Source organism: Streptomyces sp. NPDC058291 (assembly GCF_042880855.1).
Classification (GTDB): domain Bacteria; phylum Actinomycetota; class Actinomycetes; order Streptomycetales; family Streptomycetaceae; genus Streptomyces.
In genome coordinates this window covers 14106-37488 of record NZ_JBHVYK010000049.1, presented here as the reverse complement: position 1 = coordinate 37488, position 23383 = coordinate 14106, and the positions used below count along the sequence as shown (strand labels likewise).

The window sequence follows — 23383 nt, the reverse complement described above, 5'->3', positions numbered from 1 at the left end:
ACGCGAGGACGCGAGGACGCGAGGACGCGACAGCGCGGTCGGTCAGGCGGGTCAGACGAGTCCCGAGGACGTGCCGACGACCGCGGGTCCACGCCGCTCCGCGTGCCGCTGCTCGCGTCGTTCCGCACGCCGCCCGCGCACCGCTTCCAGCCGCCGCCGGTCCAACGGCGACGCACGGCGGTCCAGCCGGACGGCGAGCAGCCATGCCGCCCGGTCGTACTCGCCTGCCGCGATCAGAGCGTGCAGCAGAGTCTCCTCCACCACCTCCTGCTGCGCCTTGCTGGCGCCCACGTGCGCGACCAGGGGCAGCAGCGGCCGAAGCCGCCGTACCGCCTGCCGCCAGTCCTCCCGGACCACGGCCGACAACGCGTCGCACAGCGGAGCGATCACCAGCGCGAACACCCGCTGGTGATGGGCCAGCGCATGGGCCCGCAGCCGCCCGAGGGCGTCGAGGTCCCCGGCGGCGGCGTGGGCCACCGCGCTGTGCAGGGCGGCGAAGCTCGTCGCCGGCGCGTCCAGCCAGTGCCGCGGAGCCGCGTCCAGCAGCTCGCCGACGGGCAGCCCGCCACTCCAGCTGTCCGTCATGCGCGCCCGCCACAGCAGCGAGGCGGAGTCGACCAGCAACCGACCTCCGCTCACGTGGGAGGCGGTGAGTTCCCGGCGGTAGCGGCGCAGCAGCGAGGGACGGTCGTCGAGCGACAGTTCGTGCAGGGCCGCATGCCAGGAGATGTGGGAACGATGGGCCGCCCCGTCCCCATGACGGCGAAGCCACTCGTCCAGCCAGGCCAGGCCGGCACGGTGCTCGCCGGTCTCGTAGTACACGTGCGCCCGGGCGTGGACGGCGTGCCCGGCGCGGGGCTGTGCGGCGAGGGCCCGGGACGCCAGGGCCTCGGCCTCTTCCCAACGCTCCTGTTCCTGCCGGACGAAGGCGAGCTGGCCCAGGTACCACCAGTCGTCCCCGTAGGTGCCCGACAGCCTCTCGACCAGCTCCCAGGCCTCCTCGGCGCCGGTCACGCCGTTGAAGGAGACGGTGGGCACGGCCGCGCTCACCGCCAGCGCGTCCCGGGGATGGTCGGCGATGTGACCCAGCAGGGCCGCTTTGCCCCGCTCCTCGGTACCGGTCAGGCAGGCGTCCACCGCCGCGACCAGGCCACGTTCACGGTCGTCCGCCCGCGCGGCCGCGGCCCGACGGGCGGACGCGAGCGCCTGAGGCGTCTCCTCGGCGCTTCCGCACTCGTGGCCGAGCAGCGCCAGCGTCGCGTGCCCGACGGCGAAGCCCGGGTCGGCGCCGACGGCTTCGGTCAGCAGTGCCTCGGCGCCTACGCTGCCCGCCAGGATGCGCTCCAGCGCCTGGTCGTACAGCTCCGCCGCTTCGGGTGACGTGCTCAGGCGCTGCCCGTAGCGGTCGGTCGGCACGGGGGCGCGACGGGCAGTGAGCGCGGCCAGCACGTCGCCGGCGACCTCGGCGGCCTGCGCGCGTATCTCCGGAACGGCGGTGGTCTCCAGCAGGTTCCCGCGTCGCGCGGCCCCGATCGCCCACAGCCGCAGGCCCGGGGCGCCGGCCGCGGGGACCAGCCGTCCGTCGCCGGCGGTGTCGAGCCCCAGACCGGCGGGGCCGGGGCGGGCGTAGCCGCGGTCCAGCACGCAGCGCACCAGGGGATCCGCCGTGCCGCGCGGGCCCGTACGCGCCCCGGTGCAGTTGACCACCGCACCGACCCGAAGCCGTGTGCCGTCGCTGAGGACGACCTCCACCGCGTCGCCGGCCGGCGCGGCGTGGACCACCTCCCCGGCGCCGATCCGCAGCCGGCCCGACGCCAGCAGCTCACGGAGCGTGGCCGCGGTCGCGGGCGCCATGCGGTGGCGATGCACCTCCCAGGTCCGCAGGTCCTCGACGAGGAAGCGGACCCGGTCGGCCAGGGGCAGTTGCTGCCACAGCGCCGCCGTCAGCGGGCGCAGCCCGTCCAGGGCGGGGCGCCAGTCGCCGCAGGCGCGGCGGGTGGCGGAGAGGTGCCGTCGGACGTCGCGGCGCAACGCGTCCAGACCGTGTGAACCGTCCAGGTCCGGTGGCTCGGCCGGCGGGGCCGCGGCGGGCAGGTGCTCCTGGGGAAGGAGCCCGTGGCGGGACACGGCGTGCAGCACGCGGTCGGGGCGGGCCAGCGTGGCGGCCAGGTCGACCATGGTCAGACCGGTGCCGACGAGCAGGACGTCCCCCTTCTCGGCGGGACCGTCCAGCGCGCCCGGCGCCCAGGGGTCGGCTACGAAACGCCCCGACTGGCTGAGTTCGGCTCCGGCCCAGTCCTGTGCCGGAGCGAGGTTGCCCAACGCCAGTACGGCCGCGTCCACCCGCAGCTCACCGCCGCCGGCGAGCCGCAGAGCCAGCCCGAAACCCTGCTCACGGGCGGCCACGACCTTCTCCCGCACCCGGTGCAGCCGGGCTTGTCCGCAGGCGTCGGCGGTGCGCTCGACGAGGTCGGTCAGGTACTGCCCGTACACCTGGCGGGGCACGAAGTCACCGGGCGCGGTATGCGGGTCGCGGTCCGTCAGCCAGCGCAGGAAGTGCCCGGGGTCGTCGGGCAAGGCACTCATGCGGGCGGCGGGCACATTGAGGAGATGGCGCGGGTCGGACGTGCCGTAGGCGACACCCGGCCCGGTTCGTTGCGACGGATCGATCAGCCATACCCCGACGGCCCGGCCGGCCCGGTCGGCCTGACGCATCAGCTGAACCGCCGTCAGCGCCCCCGCCGCACCGGCCCCGACGATCGCGACACGGCGCATCACAACCGACCCCCCTCGCCCGCCGTACCGCCGGCCGGACCGAGCTCGGCCCGGCCGCCGCCGAGGACCGAGGCGAGACAGTGCGACGCGATGACGTCCGACAGCGGCACGAACCCGGCGGCCAGGGTGTGAGCCCGAGCGCGAACGTGGTGCCGTCCACGGGAAACGACCTTGCGCATACCCACTCCTCACGCCGAACGCCGAACGAGGTCTCTCACCTCCCCGCCTGGCGGCATCCTCGATCGCTTCGGTCGAAGACGGGTCGAATACCGCTCGTGAGTCGCATCAGCCGCGCTCGCCCCCCTGGTGTTGCAGCGGTACGGCACGCGCGGAGGGGGGCGGTGCGGGGGTTTGCCCGCACCGCCCCCTCCACGCGGGGTCACTCAGGGCAACAGGGCCGGGTTCAGAGCCAGTTGCCGCAGCTGCGCCTTCGTCAGCGGGTAGGTCTTCAGCGGCGGCCCCTCCTTGCCGGGGCCATGGATGCCCGTCCAGTCCCCGATGGACAGCACGGTGTCGTCGTCCCGTACCAGCCAGGCCTCCAACCAGCTGTTCGACGCCTTGTCGGCCTTCGCGCCCGATGCCTGCCAGATCGACAGCAGGCCGACGCCGGGCACCTTCTCGCTGGTGCAGTCCGTCTGCCACTTCTGTGCGGGGGGGAGGTCGAGGCACGTGGTGACGCCGCCGGCCTGGGCCTTGTTCTTCACGCGGACCGTGAGGTAGCCGACGCCCCCGTCCCGCGCGACGGCGTAGTCCCCGTCGTACGGTCCGATCCCCTTCTTGGTCATATCCGAGGTCCGCACGCCGAGCAACTGCGTCATGTCGACCTCGTGCAGCTTGCCCACCCCGTCGGGCAACTGCTTCGCGAAGCCGGCCGCCCCCGTGCCGGCCCCTGCGCTGCCGACCCCCGCGCCGACCCCTGCGGCGGCCGCGCTGCGCCCCCCGGCCCTGTCCGGCAGGACACCCGACCCGAGGACGGCTCCCGCGGCGACCACGGCCGCCACCGCACCCGTGACCGCAGCCCGCCGCCGACGCCGTAGCACCGCGGCGCGCGCGAAGACGCTCTCGTCGCCCCCGCCCACGGGCGCCTGCACGGTGTCGACCGCGCGCCCCAGCAGCTCGCGCACCGTTTCCAGCTCGCTCATACGAATTCCTCCCGTACCGCGGCCCGCAGTGCCGCGAGCCCCCTCGCCGTGTGGCTCTTGACCGTGCTCTCCCGCATCCCCAGCACCTCGGCGGTCGCGGTCACGCCGAGGTCCTCCCAGTAGCGCAGCACCAGCACCGCCCGCTGCTTCGGCGGTAGCGCGGCGAGCGCGGCCCGGACCATCAGCCCGGTGTCCCGGTCCGTCGGCTGTGCCGCCACGTCGGGCAGCTCGCCGTAGGGACGCTCACGCCGCCAGAACCGGCGCCGCCCCGCGATGAAGGTGTTGATCAGCGTCTTGCGGGCGTAGGCCTCCAGGTTGTCCAGCCGCCCGTGTCGGCGCGCGCCGAGGACGACCCTGACGAGCGTCGTCTGGACGAGGTCGTCGGCCTCGTCGCGGTTGCCGCACAGCAGGAATGCGCTGCGGAACAACGCCGTCCGTCTTCCCTCGACGAAGGCGTGCAGAGCCGCTTCCGCGCCCCGCGTCATCCCTCCCCCTCTCCCGGTCCGTCCGGTGGCGGACCGTCTCACCCTTCCAGTGCGCCGAGGAGGGCCGTAGGACGCAGCAGACGGCCACGAGATGTCCGAGGGCCTTCAGCCTCGGCTCTGATGCGGGCCCCGGCCTTCGTCGCGGGCCGGACCCTTGCCGAGGTCACCGCCGAGGATCTCGGCGCCTGATCGAGGACAAGCCGCCTGGAACACCACCTGTGAAGCACTCGTCGCACCTCACCCCCACGGCACCGCGACGGTGCGCCGCCGACTGTTGCGGTGGTCCTCGAACTCCGCTGGCCTGGCTCGACGTTCCAGCCCTGGTCGAGAGCGCTCCAGAGCAAGCTCGTCCGGTTCGGCGGCTTGGGCTGCGATGAGAATGACCTGTCAACGAGCCCAGCAAATCTGCCGAAGATGCGATGCAAGTTCCCCAAAGGGGACGGGACCGAAGCTGCGGGCGTTGAGTCGTTGACAACATTGCTGATAGTTCTCTCCTCCATCACGCGCGTGCCCTCAACGGTGTGCCGACGCAGTCGGCGCACCGTTCCCCATCCTTGTCTTCAGGGAGTTGTTCGTGAGCAAAGAGAGAACACGTCGGGCTCGTGGCCGACGGACGTGGCGCGCCATAGCCGGCGTGGCCGCCGGTGTCGTCCTCGTCGGTGGCGGTCTCGCGGCGGCCAACGCCGCGACGTCCACGGGCGAGGTGAAGAAGGCCGGCGTCCACTACCCGGTCGACAAGAAGGCCGGCGGTGTCGCGGCCGTGGTCAGCGCCGCCAACGGGTTCTTGAACACGCTGGACTCCGACCAGCAGGCGTCGACGGTCCTGGACTTCTCCCAGGCGAACGCGACCGCGTGGTCGAACCTGCCGTGTGGGTCCACCTGCCGCCCCGGAATCCGGTTCAGCTCGCTGAGCGACGAGCAGCTGGCCGCGGCCGAGAACGTGTTGAAGGTGGCCCTGGGGTCCGGCAAGGGCACCGGCTACGACCACGTCCTTGAGACTCTCAAGGCCGACGACGTGCTCGCCTCGGCGCAGGGCACCGGCTCCGCGCCGGCCGGCGGCGGGCCCAGCGCTCCCTCCGCCTCCGCCGACGCCTCCGCGTCCGCCTCGGCCTCGGCGGATCCGAGTGCCACGCCCACCGACGTCCCGACCGGCGCTCCGCCGTCCGGCGGCCCCGGCGGTGGTGGTGGCGGCGGTCTGGGCGGCTACGGCAGCGGCGTGTACTTCCTGGCGTTCCTGGGCACCCCGTCGGCGCACGGCACCTGGCAACTGCACTTCGGCGGCCATCACCTCGCCGTCAACGTCACCTACAAGGACGGCAAGGTGGCCGGCGCCAGCCCGTTCTTCACCGGCGTCGAGCCGACCAGCTGGACCGACGACGACGGCACCACGCACGCGCCGATGGCGAAGTTCCGCGACGGCCTGCTGAAGCTGACCGGCAGTCTGAGCACCGCTCAGCTGGCCAAGGCCAAGCTGTCCCAGTCGTTCGGTGACGTGCTGCTCGGCCCGGGCGAGGACGGCCAGTTCCCGCAGACGAAGCAGGGCATCAAGGTCGGCTCGCTGTCGCCTCAGCAGAAGAAGCTGGTCCTGTCGGCGATCCACCCGTGGGTCGCGGACGTGGACGACGCCACCGCGAAACAGCTGATGAAGACGTACGCGAAGGAGCTCGACCAGACCTACGTCGCCTACTCCGGCGGCACGGGCCTGACTGCCCAGGGCGACTACGTCCGCATCGACGGCCCCAGTGTGTGGATCGAGTTCGTCTGCCAGAACGGCGTCGTCTACCGGGACCAGGTCCACTACCACACCGTGTACCGGGACCACACCCGCGACTACGGCAGCGAGTTCTCCTTCTCATGATCCGACCGCGAAACTGGCTGACCACAGCACTGCGCCTGGTGGCCGGGATCGCGATCGCGCTACCGGCGGCGCTCCTCACGGGGGCGTCGCCGGCCGCCGCGCATCCGATGCCGCACTCGGTGGTGCAGCTCGACGTGTACCAGACGTCCGTCTCCGCCCGCCTGGAACTGCCGGTCGACGACCTCTCCCGGGCCAGCGGGATCGACCTGAGCGACACCACCCAGGCCACCCTGTCCGCGAAGGCCGCAGCCATCCGGACCTACCTCGACCACCACATCCACCCGACCACCACCCAGGGCGAGAACTGGCAGGTCGTCATCGGAGCCCTCAGTCTGAGCAGCACCGAGCAGACCTCCACCGGCCCCTACCGCGAGCTTGTCGCCGAGGCCGTGCTCACCCCGCCGGCCGGCGCCGACACGCGCCGCTTCGCCTTCCGCTACGACGTCATCGTGCACCAAGTCATCACCCACACCGCCCTGGTGACGGTGCGCCAGGACTGGGCCGCCGGGCAGATCGACGGCGAGACCACCACCCAGGTCGGCACCATCGGGATCGACACCCGGACCATGACCGTCCCGGCCCTGAAGGTCGACCTCGGCGACGGCAGCGCCTGGCGCGGCTTCCTCGCCATGGTGAACCTGGGCGGCGACCACATCCTCACCGGCACCGACCACCTGCTCTTCCTGCTGATCCTGCTCCTGCCCGCACCCCTCGCGGCCACCGCAGGTCGCTGGAACGGCCTGGTCAGCGCCCGCTCCGCGCTCGGCCGGATCGGCCGCATCACACTCGCCTTCACCGCCGGGCACTCCGTCGCGCTGGCCGCCACGGCGCTCGGCCGCCTGCACCTCCCCGGATGGCCGGTCGAGGCGTTCATCGCGGCCAGCATCCTCGTCGGCGCGATCCACGCCGTCCGCCCCCTCTTCCCGGGCAGGGAAGCACTCGTGGCCGGGGTCTTCGGGCTCGGCCACGGCATGGCGTTCTCCTTCGTCCTGGCCGAGCTGCACCTGTCCACCGGCCGGCTGGCGACCAGCCTGTTGGGCTTCAACCTCGGCATCGAACTGGTCCAGCTCCTGCTGGTCTGCCTCACCCTGCCCTCGCTGCTGGTGCTGGCCCGGCTGCGGGTGCAGCCCGTGCTGCGGCTGACCGGCGCCCTGCTCACGGGCACGGCGGCCGTCGGCTGGCTGGCCGACCGCCTCGGCCTTCCCAACGCCGTCGCCCGGGCGGCCGACAGCGCCGGATCCCACACCACGCCGATGCTGGCCGCCCTCACCGTGACCGCACTCACCGCCACCGCCTGGACCCTGGCCACCGTCACCCGCCGCCACGCACGACCCGAACCGGCCGAGCCGCCGGCCGCGACACGTCCTGGGCCGGGAGAGCCACACGCGGCCACGACGGGTGAGTCCCGCGATCGAGACCAGCCGGCGCGGAGCGCCGACTCGGCGGTGACGTAGAACGCTTGAGCGCAGCGAGCCGCTGACGGCCGCGACGCGTCGCCCAGGGTGAGGCCGTCCTCCGCGTCCCACGGGAAGTGGACTCCGAGCCAGACCCTGCTGTAGGCGTCTTCGGTGGCCGCCGCGCTGAAGCCGGCGAAGTGGCGGGTCTTCACCGGTGACTGAGGCTCGTCGGTCGTCATGTCGAAGGCGATGTCGTCGCTGCCGAAGCAGCGCTTCATCACTCCGGCCCAGGCCCCGCCGAACGTCGCGTGCCCCGAGGCCCAGCCCGGGAAGGACGGGGTGACGTTCACGCTACGGGCGGGCCGCGTAGGGTGTCGCCCCATGCTGGTCGGCACTCCCGGCAGAGCCGGCGTGGTGGTCTCCCGGTTCCTGCAACTTCCGCGGTACCGCGGAAGGTTGACGCCCGTCAGGCAGCGCAGGCCTTACGCTGCTGCGATGCGGATCCGCCCCCTCGTCGTCGACGCGCTGATTGTGGCGGCACTGACCGGCGTGGCCCTACTGCTGGGGCCGGAGGCCGCGCGGCAGGGCCAGAATCCGCTCGACGGAGCCGCCTACGCGCTGGTCGTCCTGGTCCACCTGCCGCTCGTCCTCCGCGGCCGGGCCCCTGTCAGGGTCTGCTGCCTCGTGCACGCGACCTGGCTGGTGTACGTCACCGTCGGCTACTGGCCCGTGGTGTGCAGCTTCGGACCCATGCTCGCCGTCTACACCGTCGCCTCCGTGCGCGTGGCGCGCGTCTCCGTCGCCTGCGCCGCGCTGATGGGCGGGGTCTGGATCTACGCGGGGGCGGTGAACCACACCGACTCCTGGGCGTCTGTCATCGGACAGGCGGTGGTCTACCCGGCGATGCTGTGGCGGTTCGGTGTCCTCGCCCGCCGCTCGAACGAGCTGGCCCGGCAACTGCGCCGGGAGCAGGCGGAGCGGGCCCGGCGCGAGGTGGCCGAGGAACGCGGCCGGATCGCCCGCGAACTGCACGACGTGGTCGCCCACCACATGTCCGTGATCTCCGTACAGACCGGTCTCGCCCGGTTCGTCTTCGACACCGACCGCCAGACCACGCGTACCGCGCTCGACACGATAGAAGCCACCGGCAAGGAAGCCCTCGAAGAGCTGCGCCGCATGCTCATGGTGCTGCGCGCTTCCGACGAGGGCGCCCCCGCCGGCCCGATGCCGGGCCTGGCCCGCCTCGGCGAGATGACCGAACGCGTCCGCGCCGGCGGGACCGAGGTCGCCCTGACCGTCGAGGGCGTCGAGCGTCCGGTGGCCCCCGGCGTGGAACTGTGCGCCTACCGGGTGGTGCAGGAGGCGCTCACCAACGTCCTCAAGCACGCGCCCGGCGCGCGTGCGCGGGTACTGCTGAGGTATGAACCGCACCAGGTGACGGTTTCGGTCACGGACGACGGCGAGGGGGCGATTCCAGACAGAGTACGAACCGGCGGCGGACACGGCTTGCTCGGCATGCGAGAGCGGGCCAAGCTCTACGGCGGGCAGATCGACATCGGCCGGCAGGACCAAGGCGGCTTCGCCGTGCGGCTGATCCTGCCGACGTCCGCGCGGGCCGCACAGCAGGGGGACGACACCACCACATGACCACCGTGCTCGTCGTGGACGACCAGTTCCTCATCCGGGCCGGCCTGGTGGGCCTGCTGCGTGCCGCACCCGGCATCGAGGTGGTCGGCGAGGCGAGCGACGGCGCGGAGGGCGTCCTCCTGGCCGCCCGAACCGCCCCCCAGGTGATCCTCATGGATGTCCGGATGCCCGGCATGAACGGCATCGAGGCCACCGAACGCATCCTCGCCGACGCCGGCGACCCTCCGCCCCGCATCCTGATGCTGACCACCTTCGACCTCGACGAGTACGTCTACGGGGCACTGCGCGCCGGAGCCTGCGGGTTCCTGCTCAAGGACTCCGGCCCGGAACGGCTGCTCGCCGCCGTGACCGCGATCGCCGGCGGCGACGCACTCTTCGCGCCCAGCGTCACCCGCCGCCTCGTGGAGGCCTACGCCCGGCAGACCGCCTGCGAACAGCCCCCCGACCTGCAGGCGTTGACCGCCCGCGAACGGGAGGTCCTGAAACTGATCGCACGGGGCCTGTCCAACCTGGAGATCGCTGAGCGCCTCTACATCAGCGAGGCGACCGTCAAGACCCACCTCAACCGCACGATGACCAAACTGGACCTGGACAGCAGGGCACAGGCCGTGGTCGTGGCGTACGAATCGGGGCTCGTGACCCCCGGCGGATAGCGGCCGGATGCTCTGGCAGCCCCATGGCCTGGATCAGTGCACGTAGATGCAGGCCTCACCGCCGTAGTGCTGCGAGCCGCCGCTGGCGATCCAGAGCTTGGCGCAGTAGTTGCCCGCCCTCGAAACGGAGCCGTTGAGGACGAAGACGTCCGTCAGGCCGTTGGTGGTGGCTTGCAGGCCGTTCTTCCAGTGCACGCCGCCGGCCTTGATGTATTCGATGTGGATCGACTTCGCGTTGTTGTTGTCGGTTCGCCTCGCGCTCCCTTTGACCTGCTCGACATACAGGTCGTGACCGGTGATCTCGTAACAGACCTCCCAGTAACCCAGGGAGTCGGACCCGCCGTTTCCGCAGACTCTTGCGGAAGCGGAGGCGGGGCTGGCTGTCGCCAGGGTGGCGATGGTCATCACGCCGGCGGTGACGGACGCGGCCAGAAGACGTCGATTCCTGCGTTGCGTTTTCATGAGGCGAGCCTGGCACCCCCAGGGCTCGAAGCCATCCCACGCTCGGAGGAGTGCGGGTCAACCTGTGGCGTACGCGCGGGTAAACCAGTGGGGTACGCGCAGGTGAGCCCGGCTCCTCTGCCGCTGTCAACGGCCCTTCAGCGTCCCCGCGAACGACACGGCCCACCGGCGCGGTCGCCGCGGGCTACAGCGGGTCGGCCGGTGGCCTCGTCACCAAAGCGCCAGAGGCGGTCCGGACCCGGTCTGCCCGTCGCCTACGGTCGGGGGAGGCGCGGGGCGAGCGGTCCGCGGCGGCCAGTTGGTCGCCACGGCGTGCGGAGCGCGTGTCATCGCCACCGCCGGCCGGTGATCACGCTGGAGTCGTCCGGCCGGCCCCGGTCCGCGGCGATGGCGCGGGCGGTCTGCGGATGGCCGCGGGTCAGCACGACCGGTCGTACGCCCGCCTCGCGCAGCCCTTGTCCGTCGATCGGGCGCCCCCCGCCGGGCGGCATGGCACCAGCGCATCACCCGTCACCGAAGGGCAGCCGACACCGTTGCCCGACTCTGGGCCGATGCGTGCACTTCGTACCCATGTACTTGCCATGACTTGACAATCCGTTCCCTGGACGTTCAACCCTGGTCCCTCGCCTGTGCCGTGTGCCGTCCCTAGGTTTCCTGAGGGTTTGGGAAGAGGGGACCATGGACGTACTTCTCGCGGTCCGGGCGCGTGGGATCAGCAAGTGTTTCGGTGATGTCGTGGCGCTCGACGGCGTCGACCTGGATGTGACGCAGGGGCAGATCCACGGTCTGGTGGGACCGAACGGTGCCGGCAAGACGACGCTGCTCGGCCTTCTGCTGGGCCTGTCCGTCGCCGACGGCGGCCGTCTGGAGATCCTGGGGACGCCGGTCGAGCGGGCGCTCGCGGTTCCCGACGGTGTCGCCGGCTTCGTGGACGGCCCCGGTCTCTACCCCTCGCTCACCGCCCGGCAGAACCTCGCCGCGCTGGCCCGACTGCGCGGCCACGACGCGCGCACGGCGGGCATCGACGAGGTGCTCGACGAGGTCGGCCTCACCGACGTCGCCGACGACAGGGCCCGCGGTTTCTCCCTGGGCATGCGTCAGCGGCTCGGTCTGGCCGCGGCCCTGCTGACCAAGCCCCGGCTGCTGGTGCTCGACGAGCCCTCCAACGGCCTCGACCCGTCCGGCAAGAGACATGTGCACCGGGTCCTCACCCGGCTCGCCGCGGACGGCACCGGCGTCGTGGTCTCCAGCCACCGTATGGACGACCTCGAGGCGCTGTGCTCCGAGGTCACCATCCTCGCGACCGGACGGGTCGTCTTCTCCGGGCCGCTGAACAAGCTGGCCGCCGAGAACCGCGAACTCGACTACCGGGTGCGCACCTCCGATCCGCGCGCCGCGCGCCGACTGGCCGCCGACACGGACGGGATCAGGATCGTCGACGACACCGGGATGCGGCCGGACGCCGAAGTGCTGGTCGTGCGGACGCTGGTGCCCGCGCTCGACGAACTGGTGGCGCACCTCGTGCGGTCGGGCGTCGCGGTGCGCGAACTGGCGCCCGTCCTCTCGCCGTTGGAAGCCGCCTTCCTCGCCCTCACCGAGCCTGAGGAGGAAGGCCGATGACCACGGCCATCGCCGAAGACGGCGTTGCCCTCGTCCGCCGCGTGCCTCTTGCGCGCGGCTACCGTTTCGAGTGGGTGAAGCTGGTCTCGCAGTGGCGGATCCGCCTGCTGGTCCTCGCCTGTTGGATCGCGCCGGCGCTCTTCGTGGCCGGGGTGAGCCAGCAGAGCACGCTGCCCTCCGACACGCTCTTCGGCCGCTGGATGCATGCCACGGGCTGGGCCGGGCCGCTGGTGATGCTCGGCTTCGCGGGCACCTGGGCGCTGCCGCTGCTGACCTCGCTGGTCGCCGGTGACGTGTTCGCCGCCGAGGACCGCCTCGGAACGTGGCGCCAGCTGCTGGTGGCGGTCCGCTCGCCCCGGCGCATCTTCGTGGCGAAGTCGCTGGCCGCCCTCACCGTCATCCTGCTGTTGATGGCCGGGCTGGTGTGCTCCAGCGTGCTCGGCGGGCTGGTGTCGGTCGGCGACCAGCCGCTGGTCGGCCTCGACGGCCACCTGCTGACATCGGGAGACGCGGCCGGCCGGGTCCTGCTGGCGTGGCTCTGCGCGCTCGCCCCGACCCTGGCGCTCGCCGCGATCGGCCTGCTCGGATCAGTCGCCCTGGGCCGCTCCCCGATGGGGCTGCTGCTGCCCCCACTGGTCGCGCTCGGCATGCAGGTCGCCCAGATGCTGCCGCTGCCGGTCGCCGTACGCCTCGCCCTGCCGGGCTGTGCCTTCATCTCCTGGAACGGCCTGTTCACCAGCCCGGCCCAGCTCACGCCGCTCCTGATCGCAGTCGCGGTCAGCCTGGTGTGGGCCGCACTGGCGACGACGCTGGCCTATCTGCTGTTCGTGCGGCGGGACTTCACCAACCCGGCCTACGACGGTGCCGGGCACCGCGCCCTCACCGTCGGACTGCTGCCGCCGGCCGCCCTGACCGCCCTCACCGTCGCGGTGGTCGCCGTAGCGACCCCCTCCATGGGCTCGGGCATCACGCAGGACAAGGTCCAGCGGTCGGTGGCCACGGCCTTCGCCCACCTCTACCGCTTGCAGACCCGGCAGTTGCACCGACCCGCCGTCACGGAGGCGAAGCTGCGAGCCACGGCGGCCTGCACCAAGAGCGACGGCCGGGACGCTCAGGAGGGCGCGGGCAACGACTGGCGCTGTGTCGTGACCTGGCATCTCCCCGACGTCGCGGTGGCCGGCACGGCCGTCTACCAGCTCGACGTCGCCTCAGACGGGCGGTTCGTGGCCGACGGCGACGGACCGAAGGAAGTGAACGGCTACTTCCTCGTCCGTACCCCCACCCGGGACGCCCCGAACCCCCTTTGGCAGTTCGACGGCAACGTCGAACTGCTGGACACCACCTCGAAGGGATAAGCCCATGCAGGTAACACGGCAACGCCGGGTCGACGAGAAAGAGCAGGTCAGCCTCTTCGGCAGACGCGTCGGTCGGCGCACCGTACTCGTGACGGCCGGCATCGCCGTCGCCCTCGGCGTCACGGGGACCGCCGTCGCCTCGACGTGGCAGTTCGGCACCCAGCAGGTCGCCCAGGTCACCCGCAACGGCCAGGTCATCTCCAGCGACCAGTACATCAAGCCGTACGGCGACCGCACCGTCATCAACGACGGCAAGATCATGTCGTCCACGGTCAGCCCGGACGGCACCCGCCTCGCCGCCGCTCTCGCCGACGGCGACGCCTCACTGGTCGTCCTGGACCTCGCGACCGGGCAGGTGAAGCAGAAGGTCGGCACCAACGCGGCCGACGACCTGCGCATCAAGACCGGCTCCGTCGGCCAGGAGGGCCCGGCCTACTCGCCCGACGGCACGCAGCTGTGGCTGGGCCAGGCCGACGGCTACACCAAGTTCACCGTCAACGCGGACGGCACCCTCGCCAAGCCGGTATCCGTCGCCATCCCCGCCGACGGCGCCAAGCGCGCGCTCGTGGGCGCCGCGGTGTTCTCGGCCGACGGCGCCACCGTGTACTCGGCGGTCAACGGCCAGAACAAGGTGGTCGCCATCGACGCGGCCAGGGGAACCGTCAAGCAGAGCTGGGCCGTCGGCAACGCCCCGCGCGGGCTCGCCCTGGTGGGCGGCAAGCTCTACGTCAGCAACGAGGGCGGGCGTCCGGCCAAGGCCGGCGACACCACCATGAACTCCTACGGCACCCAGGCGCCGGCCGACCCCGACACCGGTGCCACCACCAGCGGCACGGTCAGTGTCATCGACACGGCGGACCCATCCGCCGCCGTCGGCAGCGTCGACGTCGGTCTGCACCCGACCGCCGTGTACGCCAAGCAGGGCACGGTGTTCGTCACGAACACCGCCGACAACAGCGTCTCGGTCATCGACACGGCCAAGGACAAGGTCGTCCAGACCATCGCCACCCAGCCGTGGCCGGAGGCCTCGGTCGGTTACGAGCCCAACGCGGTGACGCTCACCGACGACGGCCGCCTGCTGGTGACGCTCGGCCGCGCCAACGCCGTCGCCGTGTACCGCTACACCTCCGCGCAGCAGCCGGCCCGCTACGTCGGCCTGCTCCCCACGGACTACTACCCCTCGGCGATCACCACCGTCGGCAAGCAGGTGGTCGTGTCCAACACCCGTGGTATCGACGCCCGCCGCCCCACCACCGGCGCCGGCCACGGCACCCACGACACGACGTCGAGCCTGACCCACTTCACCCTGCCCGACGACAGCGTCGTCCGCTCCCGGACGGCCAAGGTGTTCCAGCAGAACGGCTGGAAGGCCGGCTCGGTCCTCACCGCCAAGGGCAAGGGCAAGGGCAAGGGCCACGCCAAGCCGCTGCCGGTCCCGGCGCGCCTGGGCGACCCCTCGACGATCAAGCACGTGTTCCTGCTGGTCAAGGAGAACCGGACCTACGACCAGGTCTTCGGCGACATGCCGCAGGGCGACGGTGACTCCTCGCTGACGACGTTCGGCGAGAACGTCACGCCCAACCAGCACGCACTGGCCCGGCAGTTCGGGCTCTACGACAACTTCTACGACGTCGGCACGAACTCCGCCGAGGGCCACAACTGGCTGATGCAGTCGGACAACCCGGAGTACACCGAGTCCTCCGCCGGCGAGTACACGCGCAGCTACGACACCGAGGACGACGTTCTCGGCCACCAGAAGACGGGCTTCATCTGGACCGGCGCGCAGGCGGCCGGGAAGTCCGTCAAGGACTTCGGCGAGTTCCAGTCGATCGAGTCCAAGCCGGCCGGCGCGAACTGGCAGAACCTGTACTGCGACAGCAAGAACATGGCCGCCACCGGAGCGCAGACCCAGTACCCCATCAAGACGGGTTCGGCGATCCCGTCGCTCAACAAGGTGTCGGTGCAGGGCTTCCCGATGTTCGACCTCGACGTCCCGGACATCTACAAGCAGCAGATCTGGAAGCAGGACTTCGAGAAGAACGGTCCGGCGAACCTGAACATGTTCTGGTTCTCCAACGACCACACAGGCGGCCCGGCGAACGCGTCCGCCGAGGTCGCGGACAACGACCTCGCGGTCGGCCGGATGGTCGACGAGATCTCGCACAGCAGGTACTGGAAGGACTCGGCGATCTTCGTCGTCGAGGACGACTCCCAGAACGGCCTCGACCACGTCGACGGCCACCGGGCGCCGGTCCAGGTCATCAGCCCCTACGCCAAGCACGGCACCGTCGACCACCACTACTACTCGCAGATCACGATGGTCCGCACCATCGAGCAGATCCTCGGCGTCCACCCGATGAACCAGCTCGACAGCGCGGCCACCCCGATGTACGGGGCGTTCACCCAGAAGGCGGACGACACTTCGTTCACCGCAGTGCCCAACCGGACGTCGCTGACCCTCGGCGTGAGCCCCCAGCCCTCCTGCGGTTCGGACACCCCTGCGCCGCAGGACACCAAGGCCGCGGCGGCGCCGACGTCCACCGCGGTGCCGCAGGCCGCGCGGACGGTGGCGGCGCAGTGGAAGACGTGGGCGTCGCACCAGCGGCTGACCGGGCCGAACGCCGTGCCCGACTACGCCAACGCCGAGCAGATGAACCGTTACACCTGGTACCAGACGCACGACTTCACCAAGCCGTACCCCGGTGACGAGAAGGTGTACGCGCCGAACGCCGTACCCGGCGCCTACCTCCCGTCGGCGGAGTCCGACGGCTGACGGAGCCGAGTCCCGGCATGGCCCTCCGGCCGGCGCATCGCCGACCGGAGGGCGGCCTCGTTGTCAGCCCCTTCGTTCAGCGGGCGTCGCCGGCCCGGCAGAAGACCCGCCGCCTTCCCGAGCCGTCCGCGCACGACGGCGACCCGCCCGCCCTCGCCTACCGGCTGATGGACGCCGCCGCGACGCGTGGAGGCGGGGCGGTCGTCGGGTTCACGGTGGGCGACGAAATCACGGCATGGACCAGGTCGTCCGCCGCCCAGGGGTGACCAGCCGTCACTCAGCAGCGGGGCAGCAGCTCGATGTCGTGCTCCCACCCGTAGTCATCCAGGTTCACCTCGTTCACCCACACGTTGCGGTGTCCGGTGTCGTCGTCGGTGAGAAGCCACCACCCGCTCGTCCGCCCGTTGTTCGAGTAGAGCTCACCGGCCGTGTAGCAGTAGAAGTAGCTGAGCCCCCGGTACAGCGTGCCCGCGTGGGACGAGGTTCTCGAGTCGGGGGTGTAGTGCGTCCACTGGTCGATGACCGTGGTCAGGTAGACCCTGGCCAGGGCGGTGGCCGGGGCCGGTGCGTGGGACGAGACGGTCTTCGCCTGAGAAAGCGGCTGCGCCGCCACCGCCTGGGAACCGCCGGCGAGGACCGCCGTCGCCGCCACGAGTGCGAGGAAGCCGCTTCGCAGGGAGCGGGCACGCAGGTGTCTTCCCCTCCTGTGCCGTTCCGGAGTCGGGCCGGCGGCTCCGCGGGCGACTGCCGCCGTGGTGCCACTCGGGATCTGCTTGATCGACTGCATTCAGATCTCTCCTTGTCCTGGTTCCCCCAGGCCGAGGCTGTCGTGCTGTTCGGCCCGGTCGGGGTTCGCCGAGACATCCATGCTGTGTCGTCCGAGCCTCTCCGGCCAAGCACTTTGACGACGGTCAAAGGGTGCTGGTCAGGAGATGGAGCGGTGCCCGGACAGCGTCGTGTGCGCGCTTCGCGGGTGCGGTCGCTTCTGCCTGCCGCTCGTGAGCTGGGTTCCGGGCGGGGTCGGTAGGTGGTACGCCTTGGCTCCGGTGCGCCGAGTGGTGATCAGTCCGGCGTCCCGCAGCACGGTCGTGTGGCGGGAAACGGTGGCGGCGAACGGTGGCGGGAAACGGTGGCGGGAAATGGTGGCGGCAAACGGTGGTGGGAAACGGTGGCGGCAAACGGTGGTGGGAAACGGTGGCGGGAGAGACGCCGTGCGAGTGAGGTGCCTGCGGGGCACAGGTGAGGGCCGGGGCCTGTATCGGCCCCGGCCCTCATCCCGCATCGGCGTCAGTGGTGCTTGCAGTCCCAGTGGCCCTTGACCCAGTGGTGGTCCCAGTGGCCGGGGACATAGATCCACTTGTAGGTGTGGTGGTGCTCCCAGAAGCCCTGGTGCCAGGTGCCGTGCATGTCGTGGTGGCCCTTGTGCCAGGTCTTGTGGTCGACCTGCTTCTTCTCCCAGTGGCCCTTGACCCACGTCTTCTCCCAGTGTCCCTTCTGCCATTCGCACCCGTCGTGATGGTCGCCGGTCACCACGCTGGCGACGGAAGAGGGAGCGGGAGCCGCGTCGGCCGTTGTGGACATGCCGAGAGCGGCACCTCCGGCCAGCAGCCCCGTGGCAGCGGTTCCAACCACCAGCCGCCGGACTCGCATGGACGCTGTCATCGCATGAATCTCCTTGTCAGAGCATGTGGCGAACACAACGAGGAGGTGATGCCGTCCCTGTCTTCCGTGGCGGCGAGACGGAGCGGCGGATACGTCACACGAACCGAGTTCGATGCCTTGTTGTGTCTGACACAAGGGATTCGGAGTCAGCGGCGTGACGGATGACGAAACAGGAAAAATCGTGCATCGATCATCCGATGGGCCGGCGCGGCCGGCATCCGGCCCAGGCACGGCAGGGCCTTTGCTCAGGCGTCGGCCGCGACTGCCGGGTCGAACGCTCCGCGCATGTCATCCGTCCGGCACACGGCTACGAACTACCAGCACAGAGAAAAGACTGTTACTGAAGCCCAACGAGGGGGCGGTCATGCCCACCGTCGTTTCCCTGCCGGCCACGCGGCGCCGCGCCGTCGCTCTGCCCTGCGGCCGTCGCGCCCCGGCTGTGGCCCGCCACATAACCGAGCGGTGGCTGGAGACCGCCGATCGGCCGGACCGCGTCGCTGACGCCGTGCTCATCGTCTCCGAGCTGGTGACCAACGCGGTCCGTCACACCCAGGAACCGTGCCTGCTGACCCTCACCGTCCAGGGCGCGCAATGGGACATCGCCGTTGCGGACCACAGCGAAGAGCTTCCCGATCTTCACGCACGGGCGGGCGCGGGCGCTCATGGCGGCTTCGGCATGGAGATCATCTGCCGGCTCGGGGGAGAAGTCCGGATCGTTCCCGCGCTCGGAGGCAAGACGGTGCACGTCCTTCTGTGGCTGGAGACAGGCTAGACCACCTGGGCACTGGGCCATGGCCTGCACCGATGTCACCCGCACGCCTATCCGGCCTGCGCCAGGCAGCAGCCGGTGCCAGAGTCGAACAGGGCACACAGCGCGCTGCGGGCGACACCCCGGAGCGCAGCATTACGAGGGGAACGGATCTTGCTGCGCGAACCAGGCATACGAGCGGAGGAGCTGCTGCCCCGTGTCGCCGAAGGCGACACGGATGCGTTCGCGGAGATCTACGACGCGTTCAGCGGGACCGTCATGGGACTGGCCTGCCGCATCCTGCGTGACCCTGCCCAGGCCGAGGAGGTCACCCAGGACGTCATGATCGAAGTATGGCGCACCGCGGACCGCTACGACCCCGAGCGAGGAACGGCCAAAGCCTGGGTGCTCACCCTTGCGCACCGGCGCACGGTGGACCGGGTGCGCACCGCCCAGGCCAGTAAGGATCGCGAACGTGCCTCCTCGCTCCTTGCCGAACCGGACTTCGACCAAGTCGCAGAGACCGTCCTGATCCACGACGAACAGCGGCGCGTCTATCACTGCCTGGCCTCCCTGGCCCGGGTCCAGCGCGTTCCGCTGGTCCTCGCCTACTACCAGGGCCTGACCTACCTTGAGGTCGCTGAGGCGTTGAGCACCCCTGCGGGCACCGTGAAGTCCCGCATGCGTGCAGGCCTGCAGCAGTTGCGTACCTGCCTGGAGGGGAAACCATGACACTCCAGGAGGATCCGCACCTCTCGCTCGGCGCGTACGTCCTGCATGCTCTGCCTCCGGCCGAGGAAGCGGCCTTCGACAATCACCTGGCCGGCTGCGAGACCTGCCGCCACGAGGTCGCCTCACTGCAGGAGGCCACCGCCGCTCTGGCGACGGTTCACTCCATGCCGGTGGCGCCGCATCTGCGGGCCGGCACGCTGGACTCCATCACCCGCGTATCCCAGGACCGCTCCCGCCGCCACACGCGCTCACTCGGCCGCCGCGCCCTGAACCTTGTTCTCGCCGCGAGCATCGCAGCGGTCGCCGCCCTTGGGGGAACCGCTGTCTGGCAGCACTCCCAAGCCGAGGATGCCCGCTCTCAGGCAGCCCAGGCCCGCTCGGCCAACGAGGCTCTCACCGACGTCGTCACCGCATCTGACGCTACGCTGCACACGGCAGGACTCACCGGCGGGGCCGCTGCCGCGGTCGTCGTCTCCCGGGGCCAGGGCAGCGCCGTCTTCACCGCCCAGGGCCTGCCGGATCTGACCGGCGACAAGGTCTACGAACTCTGGTACGCCGCAGATACGGGCGCCCTGCGCCCTGCGGGCCTCTTGCGCAGTGAGACGAACCAGAACGCCCGCCTCCTGGAAGGCCCTCTGGCCGGCGCCGTCGCCGTCGGCATCACTGTGGAACCGCCTGGTGGCTCAAGGCAGCCCAGCACGGAGCCCTTGGGCATCATCTCCCTCACTTCTTGAGCGCCGACGGCTGGATTCCCTGCCAGAGTCGTCCCGCTCAACTCACCTGCACGACCGCATTATCGAGAAGGACCGGTTCCTGGGATGGATCAAGTAGCCTCGCTCCATTGCGGGTACGGACTGCGAGATGGGCGAAACATGGAACGGGCCGGCGGACTCGTCCCGGTTCAGTACCACCAGTTCAACATCAGCGACGAGGACGGGCCGGCCGGATCCGATCTCCCGCCCGACCACAACGGACTCGTCCAGGTCACCGACGGAGTCGTCACCGTCCTGACCGGCATCCACACCGGCACCGTCCATGTCACGGTCGCACGTCACGAGAGCGAGCCCGCACCGGACGACGGTGACTGGCAGGAGTGCGTGGAGATTTCCGCGCACTCGGCGTCGAGCGACCTCATGGTTCGCGGACTGATGGACGATCTGGACGAAGAACTGCCCGTCCTGTCCTTCGACGGCCCCGGCGACTACCGTCTGCGCATCCATGCCCGAGGCCGGGATACCGCGGTCGACCTCGCGCCCGACGAGGTGACCGAGTGGTACCTCATCCAGGTGTGGCCCGCATGCGTCGGGCCGGCGACGGTTCTCAGGCTACGTGACGCGTACGGCGCATCAGTCCGCGCTGGATACTGACTCGCCAGCCCGCCAGCCCGCCAGCCCGCCAGCCCGCCAGCCCGCCAGCCCGCCAGCCCACCGCCCGACGGCCCGCCCACCGCCCGGTGGGCGGGCCAACCGCTGGATGGGCGTAACGAAGCAACCGCTCAACAAACCGCGCCGACGGGCCTCGGTCGTCTTGTGGCTTTCAGTATTCGTGCCAGCCTCTGGCCGATGGGTGGTAGGCGTCGTCCAGGTGCTCGAAGACGAGGCCTTCCACGCCGACGGCCGCCCATGCCAGACGCTCGTGCGCGGTGCGCGGTGCGTGGGTCGGTGGTCGACGGGCACGGCGTCCAGGGCGCCGACAGGCGCCGGGGTCCTTTGGTTTTCGTCACACAATTCCAACGGCCGCCGGAGGCACCGCGGTTACGCTCGCGCTGGACGGCTCCGGACGACAGCGTCCCCGGTCGCAGGCGGGTGGTGAACCGGCCGTCGGGCAGTTTGCGCAGCCAGCCGCGATCAACGAGTCTGACCAGTCTCCCGCGCAGTGGTTCCAGCTTGGCCCGCACGCTGACGTCGACTCCCGGCATCTCGCCGACATGCCGGGCCACGACGGGTCCGGCAGCCTGCCGCACAGCGGCGAGGACGCGCTGACAGTCCGGCGGGAGCATGGTCTCCTCCAGGTCCGGCTCGCGGTGCGGAATCAGCATCACCGACCGTCCACCCACCTGCCCGGGCATCGGCGCGGCTGAGGCGCGCTCGTCGGCGAGTTGGTCGCTCACCCGCTCCAGGACCCGCTCGGCGACGGCAAGTTCGTCCCGCTCGGCCCGCACCTTCGCCGACTGCTTGGCCAGCTGCTCTTCGAGTTCGTCCAGTTCCGCACGCCGCGCGGTGATCCGTTCCAGCAGCTCGGATCCATGCACTGGATCGTAGAAGGCCACTCGGCCTCAGCGAGCGGGAACCGTGGCGAGTGCCGTACGCCGGGCCGCATCCACGCTGGAGAACGTCATGCTTCGTGATCGGGGTCGAGCACCACCATGAACCTGTTGCCTTCCGGATCCGCCATCAGGGCGTGCATGCAATCGTGAGGTTCCACGAGAGAGGCGCCCTTGGCGATCAACGTCTGAACCTGTTCGGCGATCGTTCCGACAAGGACAGTGACGACGGGTAGCACAGCCGGAGATTTCGCTTCGCCGACGCTGTACCCACCCCAACCCGGGATGCCGCCCCAGAACCTGATCATTTTCTCTGGGTCTACTGCTTCAAAATGAATGTGCATGCTGCTGTCTCACTTTCATCTGTGCGACCGAAGCCGAAAACGGCCTACCGAATCAATCCGGCAGGCCGTTACGGGTGAACGGACTTCAGCAGTCGATCACGGTGTTGTGCGTGTCTGCGATTCCGGGTTCGCTGAAGCGTCCGTGGTACTCGACCTGCAAGGTCACCTGAGTGTTGTACGTCTCCCTTTCTCCATCATGCACGCACGTGAGCCCTGGTGTGGTGTAGCGCCCGCTGCACCTCGTCCACCCGCTGTCCTTGTGCTTCACCGCGCGCCAGTACCCGTCGCGCACGTACTCCTGGAGATCGACCTGGACCCGGCACTGGTCGGGTGCCGGAGTTGAGCAACCCGTGTAATGGCCCTGGGCGTACAGCGGGCCGCCGTGGGTGACCTGGAACGGTTTCTCACCCTGGAACGTGCACCACACGGGAAAGGCAGCAGTCCTCGCGACGGCCCGACGGCAGCGAGCTGCTACTGGAACAGCTGCCGGTGCGACTCGCTCCATGCCACCTTGCGCCGGAGATCCTGCAGATAGCCGTCAGCTACCCAGGTGGCCTGGGGCTGGTGCCCGTTGGCGGCCAGTTGGCGTACGTGATCGATGTTCTCCCGTTGCCTGTCGATGACGGCCTCGATGATGCCCTCGGTGGAGGACAAGCCGTAGGCGGAGCAGAACCGCTCCAAGCGGTGCCGGCGGTCGGGTGGCTGCGGGAAGTGCAGCCAGCGGATGCACTCGGCATCGTCTCGGAACGGGGCGATGTACTGCAGTGCGTAGGCCACATCATGCAGACGCGCCGCCGGCCGGGCGAAATCCCAGTCGATGATCCCGACAGGCCGGCACCCCTGCCAGACCACGTTCCACGGACCGAAGTCGCCATGACAGATCACGTGACCGGCGGCCGGCACTGCCGGACCGGTTGCCCAGGCAGCCCCGTCCGGCGGACGGAAGTCCGCAGTCGCGTCGTGGTAGTCGCGCAACAGCCGGGCAAAGGCGGTCAAGCCCTCGTCTTGCACGACCCTGTCCCAGCCCAACGGCCCTGAATCGCCGTCGATATAGGTCAGAACTTCACGGCCGTCCTCGTCAAACCCCAGGACCCTCGGAGCGCACTGGAAACCCACCGCTTCGAGATGGCGCAGAAGCGCGTGGACCGTCTCAGTCCAGGGCTGCACGGGTCTGCGGACCGTGTCGCCGATCCGCACGACCTGCCGATGAGGGTCATCCTGCAACACGTCCTCGTTGGCCACCCGTGAGAGGCTACCCACGCCATCGAGGAAGAGACACTCGGATTACTCGGCGCAGGCGATTGCTGTCGGCCTGATGTGTCGGCGGCGCATCGCGCAGCGGGGCGCCCGTCAGCTTCCGCCAGTAGGCGTGGTTCCTCCCTGTCCACCTGCACGATCCTCGGGCTGCCCGCCAGGTCCGCTCCGGTCCTGCACCCGTTCGCCGCGCACCAGTGGAGTGCCGCCTGA

General features: G+C 70.5%; 23 protein-coding genes and 1 pseudogene. 12 read left to right on the top strand and 12 right to left on the bottom strand.

Annotation, left to right across the window (positions count from 1 at the left end):
• Positions 1 to 51 precede the first annotated feature (51 nt).
• From ACFVYK_RS23690 to ACFVYK_RS23675, 4 genes are all read right to left on the bottom strand, one after another.
• Positions 52 to 2775: an FAD/NAD(P)-binding protein gene (locus ACFVYK_RS23690; protein ID WP_389777290.1), complete on the bottom strand. Its 2724-nt coding sequence runs from the start codon at positions 2773 to 2775 to the stop codon at positions 52 to 54.
• Positions 2775 to 2954 (bottom strand): hypothetical protein, encoded by a 180-nt coding sequence (locus ACFVYK_RS23685; RefSeq protein WP_389777287.1) that lies wholly within the window; start codon positions 2952 to 2954, stop codon positions 2775 to 2777. Before ACFVYK_RS23685 ends, ACFVYK_RS23690 begins: the two co-directional genes overlap by 1 nt.
• Positions 2955 to 3158: 204 nt before the next feature.
• Complete coding sequence (locus ACFVYK_RS23680) at positions 3159 to 3917, bottom strand: hypothetical protein (RefSeq protein ID WP_389777285.1); 759 nt, start codon at positions 3915 to 3917, stop codon at positions 3159 to 3161.
• On the bottom strand, positions 3914 to 4402 hold the full coding sequence (locus tag ACFVYK_RS23675; protein WP_389777282.1) for a sigma-70 family RNA polymerase sigma factor: 489 nt from the start codon (positions 4400 to 4402) through the stop codon (positions 3914 to 3916). Before ACFVYK_RS23675 ends, ACFVYK_RS23680 begins: the two co-directional genes overlap by 4 nt.
• 634 nt (positions 4403 to 5036) lie before the next feature.
• On the opposite strand from ACFVYK_RS23675, the gene ACFVYK_RS23670 reads away from it, so the two are divergent.
• Together ACFVYK_RS23670 and ACFVYK_RS23665 are read left to right on the top strand one after the other, a co-directional pair.
• A complete protein-coding gene (locus tag ACFVYK_RS23670; RefSeq protein ID WP_389777280.1) occupies positions 5037 to 6260 on the top strand; it encodes a DUF3500 domain-containing protein in 1224 nt (407 codons plus the stop codon).
• Positions 6257 to 7714, top strand: a complete 1458-nt coding sequence (locus ACFVYK_RS23665; protein ID WP_389777278.1) for a HupE/UreJ family protein — start codon at positions 6257 to 6259, stop codon at positions 7712 to 7714. The genes ACFVYK_RS23670 and ACFVYK_RS23665 overlap by 4 nt, the downstream gene beginning before the upstream one ends.
• 101 nt (positions 7715 to 7815) lie before the next feature.
• Here the strand turns inward: ACFVYK_RS23665 and ACFVYK_RS23660 are convergent.
• Positions 7816 to 8040 (bottom strand): annotated as a pseudogene (locus ACFVYK_RS23660) (hypothetical protein); the annotation flags it as partial.
• A gap of 112 nt (positions 8041 to 8152) precedes the next feature.
• Here ACFVYK_RS23660 and ACFVYK_RS23655 point away from each other — a divergent pair.
• Both ACFVYK_RS23655 and ACFVYK_RS23650 read left to right on the top strand, forming a co-directional pair.
• Complete coding sequence (locus ACFVYK_RS23655) at positions 8153 to 9304, top strand: sensor histidine kinase (RefSeq protein ID WP_389777276.1); 1152 nt, start codon at positions 8153 to 8155, stop codon at positions 9302 to 9304.
• Entirely contained in the window at positions 9301 to 9957 is a 657-nt protein-coding gene (locus ACFVYK_RS23650) for a response regulator (protein ID WP_389777273.1), read from the top strand. Before ACFVYK_RS23655 ends, ACFVYK_RS23650 begins: the two co-directional genes overlap by 4 nt.
• A 33-nt stretch (positions 9958 to 9990) precedes the next feature.
• Here the strand turns inward: ACFVYK_RS23650 and ACFVYK_RS23645 are convergent, their stop codons facing one another.
• Positions 9991 to 10419, bottom strand: a complete 429-nt coding sequence (locus ACFVYK_RS23645) for a hypothetical protein (RefSeq protein WP_389777271.1) — start codon at positions 10417 to 10419, stop codon at positions 9991 to 9993.
• 326 nt (positions 10420 to 10745) lie between these two features.
• Positions 10746 to 10910 carry a hypothetical protein gene (locus tag ACFVYK_RS23640; RefSeq protein WP_389777338.1) on the bottom strand — a complete coding sequence of 55 codons (165 nt, stop codon included), beginning with the start codon at positions 10908 to 10910 and terminating at the stop codon, positions 10746 to 10748.
• Between the two features lie 187 nt (positions 10911 to 11097).
• Here ACFVYK_RS23640 and ACFVYK_RS23635 point away from each other — a divergent pair, with 187 nt between their 5' ends.
• Genes ACFVYK_RS23635 through ACFVYK_RS23620 form a run of 4 tightly spaced genes read left to right on the top strand, consistent with a single transcriptional unit; the run spans position 11098 to position 16433 of the window.
• Positions 11098 to 12039, top strand: coding sequence for an ABC transporter ATP-binding protein (locus ACFVYK_RS23635; RefSeq protein WP_389777268.1), 942 nt, complete (start codon positions 11098 to 11100; stop codon positions 12037 to 12039).
• Positions 12036 to 13394: an ABC transporter permease gene (locus ACFVYK_RS23630; protein ID WP_389777266.1), complete on the top strand. Its 1359-nt coding sequence runs from the start codon at positions 12036 to 12038 to the stop codon at positions 13392 to 13394. Before ACFVYK_RS23635 ends, ACFVYK_RS23630 begins: the two co-directional genes overlap by 4 nt.
• Positions 13395 to 13398: 4 nt before the next feature.
• Positions 13399 to 16167 carry a bifunctional YncE family protein/alkaline phosphatase family protein gene (locus tag ACFVYK_RS23625; RefSeq protein WP_389777263.1) on the top strand — a complete coding sequence of 923 codons (2769 nt, stop codon included), beginning with the start codon at positions 13399 to 13401 and terminating at the stop codon, positions 16165 to 16167.
• Positions 16168 to 16184: 17 nt separating this feature from the next.
• Positions 16185 to 16433: a hypothetical protein gene (locus ACFVYK_RS23620; protein ID WP_389777260.1), complete on the top strand. Its 249-nt coding sequence runs from the start codon at positions 16185 to 16187 to the stop codon at positions 16431 to 16433.
• Positions 16434 to 16444: 11 nt separating this feature from the next.
• Here the strand turns inward: ACFVYK_RS23620 and ACFVYK_RS23615 are convergent, their stop codons facing one another.
• Positions 16445 to 16954, bottom strand: coding sequence for a hypothetical protein (locus ACFVYK_RS23615; protein ID WP_389777257.1), 510 nt, complete (start codon positions 16952 to 16954; stop codon positions 16445 to 16447).
• Positions 16955 to 17454: 500 nt separating this feature from the next.
• Positions 17455 to 17748, bottom strand: a complete 294-nt coding sequence (locus ACFVYK_RS23610; protein ID WP_389777254.1) for a hypothetical protein — start codon at positions 17746 to 17748, stop codon at positions 17455 to 17457.
• A gap of 445 nt (positions 17749 to 18193) precedes the next feature.
• On the opposite strand from ACFVYK_RS23610, the gene ACFVYK_RS23605 reads away from it, so the two are divergent.
• The 4 genes from ACFVYK_RS23605 (at position 18194) to ACFVYK_RS23590 (ending at position 20676) form a co-directional block, all read left to right on the top strand.
• Positions 18194 to 18601 carry an ATP-binding protein gene (locus ACFVYK_RS23605; RefSeq protein ID WP_389777252.1) on the top strand — a complete coding sequence of 136 codons (408 nt, stop codon included), beginning with the start codon at positions 18194 to 18196 and terminating at the stop codon, positions 18599 to 18601.
• A gap of 150 nt (positions 18602 to 18751) precedes the next feature.
• A complete protein-coding gene (gene sigK, locus ACFVYK_RS23600; RefSeq protein ID WP_389777250.1) occupies positions 18752 to 19309 on the top strand; it encodes an ECF RNA polymerase sigma factor SigK in 558 nt (185 codons plus the stop codon).
• Positions 19306 to 20043, top strand: coding sequence for an anti-sigma factor domain-containing protein (locus ACFVYK_RS23595; RefSeq protein ID WP_389777247.1), 738 nt, complete (start codon positions 19306 to 19308; stop codon positions 20041 to 20043). Before sigK ends, ACFVYK_RS23595 begins: the two co-directional genes overlap by 4 nt.
• Before the next feature lie 138 nt (positions 20044 to 20181).
• A complete protein-coding gene (locus ACFVYK_RS23590) occupies positions 20182 to 20676 on the top strand; it encodes a hypothetical protein (RefSeq protein WP_389777244.1) in 495 nt (164 codons plus the stop codon).
• Between the two features lie 128 nt (positions 20677 to 20804).
• On the opposite strand, the gene ACFVYK_RS23585 is transcribed toward ACFVYK_RS23590, so the two are convergent.
• The 3 genes from ACFVYK_RS23585 to ACFVYK_RS23575 form a co-directional block, all read right to left on the bottom strand.
• Positions 20805 to 21560, bottom strand: coding sequence for a hypothetical protein (locus ACFVYK_RS23585; RefSeq protein ID WP_389777242.1), 756 nt, complete (start codon positions 21558 to 21560; stop codon positions 20805 to 20807).
• Between the two features lie 83 nt (positions 21561 to 21643).
• Positions 21644 to 21916 carry a VOC family protein gene (locus ACFVYK_RS23580; RefSeq protein ID WP_389777239.1) on the bottom strand — a complete coding sequence of 91 codons (273 nt, stop codon included), beginning with the start codon at positions 21914 to 21916 and terminating at the stop codon, positions 21644 to 21646.
• A gap of 471 nt (positions 21917 to 22387) precedes the next feature.
• A complete protein-coding gene (locus ACFVYK_RS23575) occupies positions 22388 to 23158 on the bottom strand; it encodes an aminoglycoside phosphotransferase family protein (protein ID WP_389777236.1) in 771 nt (256 codons plus the stop codon).
• Between the last annotated feature and the right edge of the window lie 225 nt (positions 23159 to 23383).

Excerpts from the sequence above, each read along its gene's own strand:
- ACFVYK_RS23690 (WP_389777290.1), bottom strand. The coding sequence starts at position 2,775 with ATGCGCCGTGTCGCGATCGTCGGGGCCGGTGCGGCGGGGGCGCTGACG.
- ACFVYK_RS23685 (WP_389777287.1), bottom strand. The coding sequence starts at position 2,954 with ATGCGCAAGGTCGTTTCCCGTGGACGGCACCACGTTCGCGCTCGGGCT.
- ACFVYK_RS23680 (WP_389777285.1), bottom strand. The coding sequence starts at position 3,917 with ATGAGCGAGCTGGAAACGGTGCGCGAGCTGCTGGGGCGCGCGGTCGAC.
- ACFVYK_RS23675 (WP_389777282.1), bottom strand. The coding sequence starts at position 4,402 with ATGACGCGGGGCGCGGAAGCGGCTCTGCACGCCTTCGTCGAGGGAAGA.
- ACFVYK_RS23665 (WP_389777278.1), top strand. The coding sequence starts at position 6,257 with ATGATCCGACCGCGAAACTGGCTGACCACAGCACTGCGCCTGGTGGCC.
- ACFVYK_RS23655 (WP_389777276.1), top strand. The coding sequence starts at position 8,153 with ATGCGGATCCGCCCCCTCGTCGTCGACGCGCTGATTGTGGCGGCACTG.
- ACFVYK_RS23650 (WP_389777273.1), top strand. The coding sequence starts at position 9,301 with ATGACCACCGTGCTCGTCGTGGACGACCAGTTCCTCATCCGGGCCGGC.
- ACFVYK_RS23645 (WP_389777271.1), bottom strand. The coding sequence starts at position 10,419 with ATGAAAACGCAACGCAGGAATCGACGTCTTCTGGCCGCGTCCGTCACC.
- ACFVYK_RS23640 (WP_389777338.1), bottom strand. The coding sequence starts at position 10,910 with ATGCCGCCCGGCGGGGGGCGCCCGATCGACGGACAAGGGCTGCGCGAG.
- ACFVYK_RS23635 (WP_389777268.1), top strand. The coding sequence starts at position 11,098 with ATGGACGTACTTCTCGCGGTCCGGGCGCGTGGGATCAGCAAGTGTTTC.
- ACFVYK_RS23630 (WP_389777266.1), top strand. The coding sequence starts at position 12,036 with ATGACCACGGCCATCGCCGAAGACGGCGTTGCCCTCGTCCGCCGCGTG.
- ACFVYK_RS23625 (WP_389777263.1), top strand. The coding sequence starts at position 13,399 with ATGCAGGTAACACGGCAACGCCGGGTCGACGAGAAAGAGCAGGTCAGC.
- ACFVYK_RS23620 (WP_389777260.1), top strand. The coding sequence starts at position 16,185 with ATGGCCCTCCGGCCGGCGCATCGCCGACCGGAGGGCGGCCTCGTTGTC.
- ACFVYK_RS23615 (WP_389777257.1), bottom strand. The coding sequence starts at position 16,954 with ATGCAGTCGATCAAGCAGATCCCGAGTGGCACCACGGCGGCAGTCGCC.
- ACFVYK_RS23610 (WP_389777254.1), bottom strand. The coding sequence starts at position 17,748 with ATGTCCACAACGGCCGACGCGGCTCCCGCTCCCTCTTCCGTCGCCAGC.
- ACFVYK_RS23605 (WP_389777252.1), top strand. The coding sequence starts at position 18,194 with ATGCCCACCGTCGTTTCCCTGCCGGCCACGCGGCGCCGCGCCGTCGCT.
- ACFVYK_RS23595 (WP_389777247.1), top strand. The coding sequence starts at position 19,306 with ATGACACTCCAGGAGGATCCGCACCTCTCGCTCGGCGCGTACGTCCTG.
- ACFVYK_RS23590 (WP_389777244.1), top strand. The coding sequence starts at position 20,182 with ATGGAACGGGCCGGCGGACTCGTCCCGGTTCAGTACCACCAGTTCAAC.
- ACFVYK_RS23580 (WP_389777239.1), bottom strand. The coding sequence starts at position 21,916 with ATGCACATTCATTTTGAAGCAGTAGACCCAGAGAAAATGATCAGGTTC.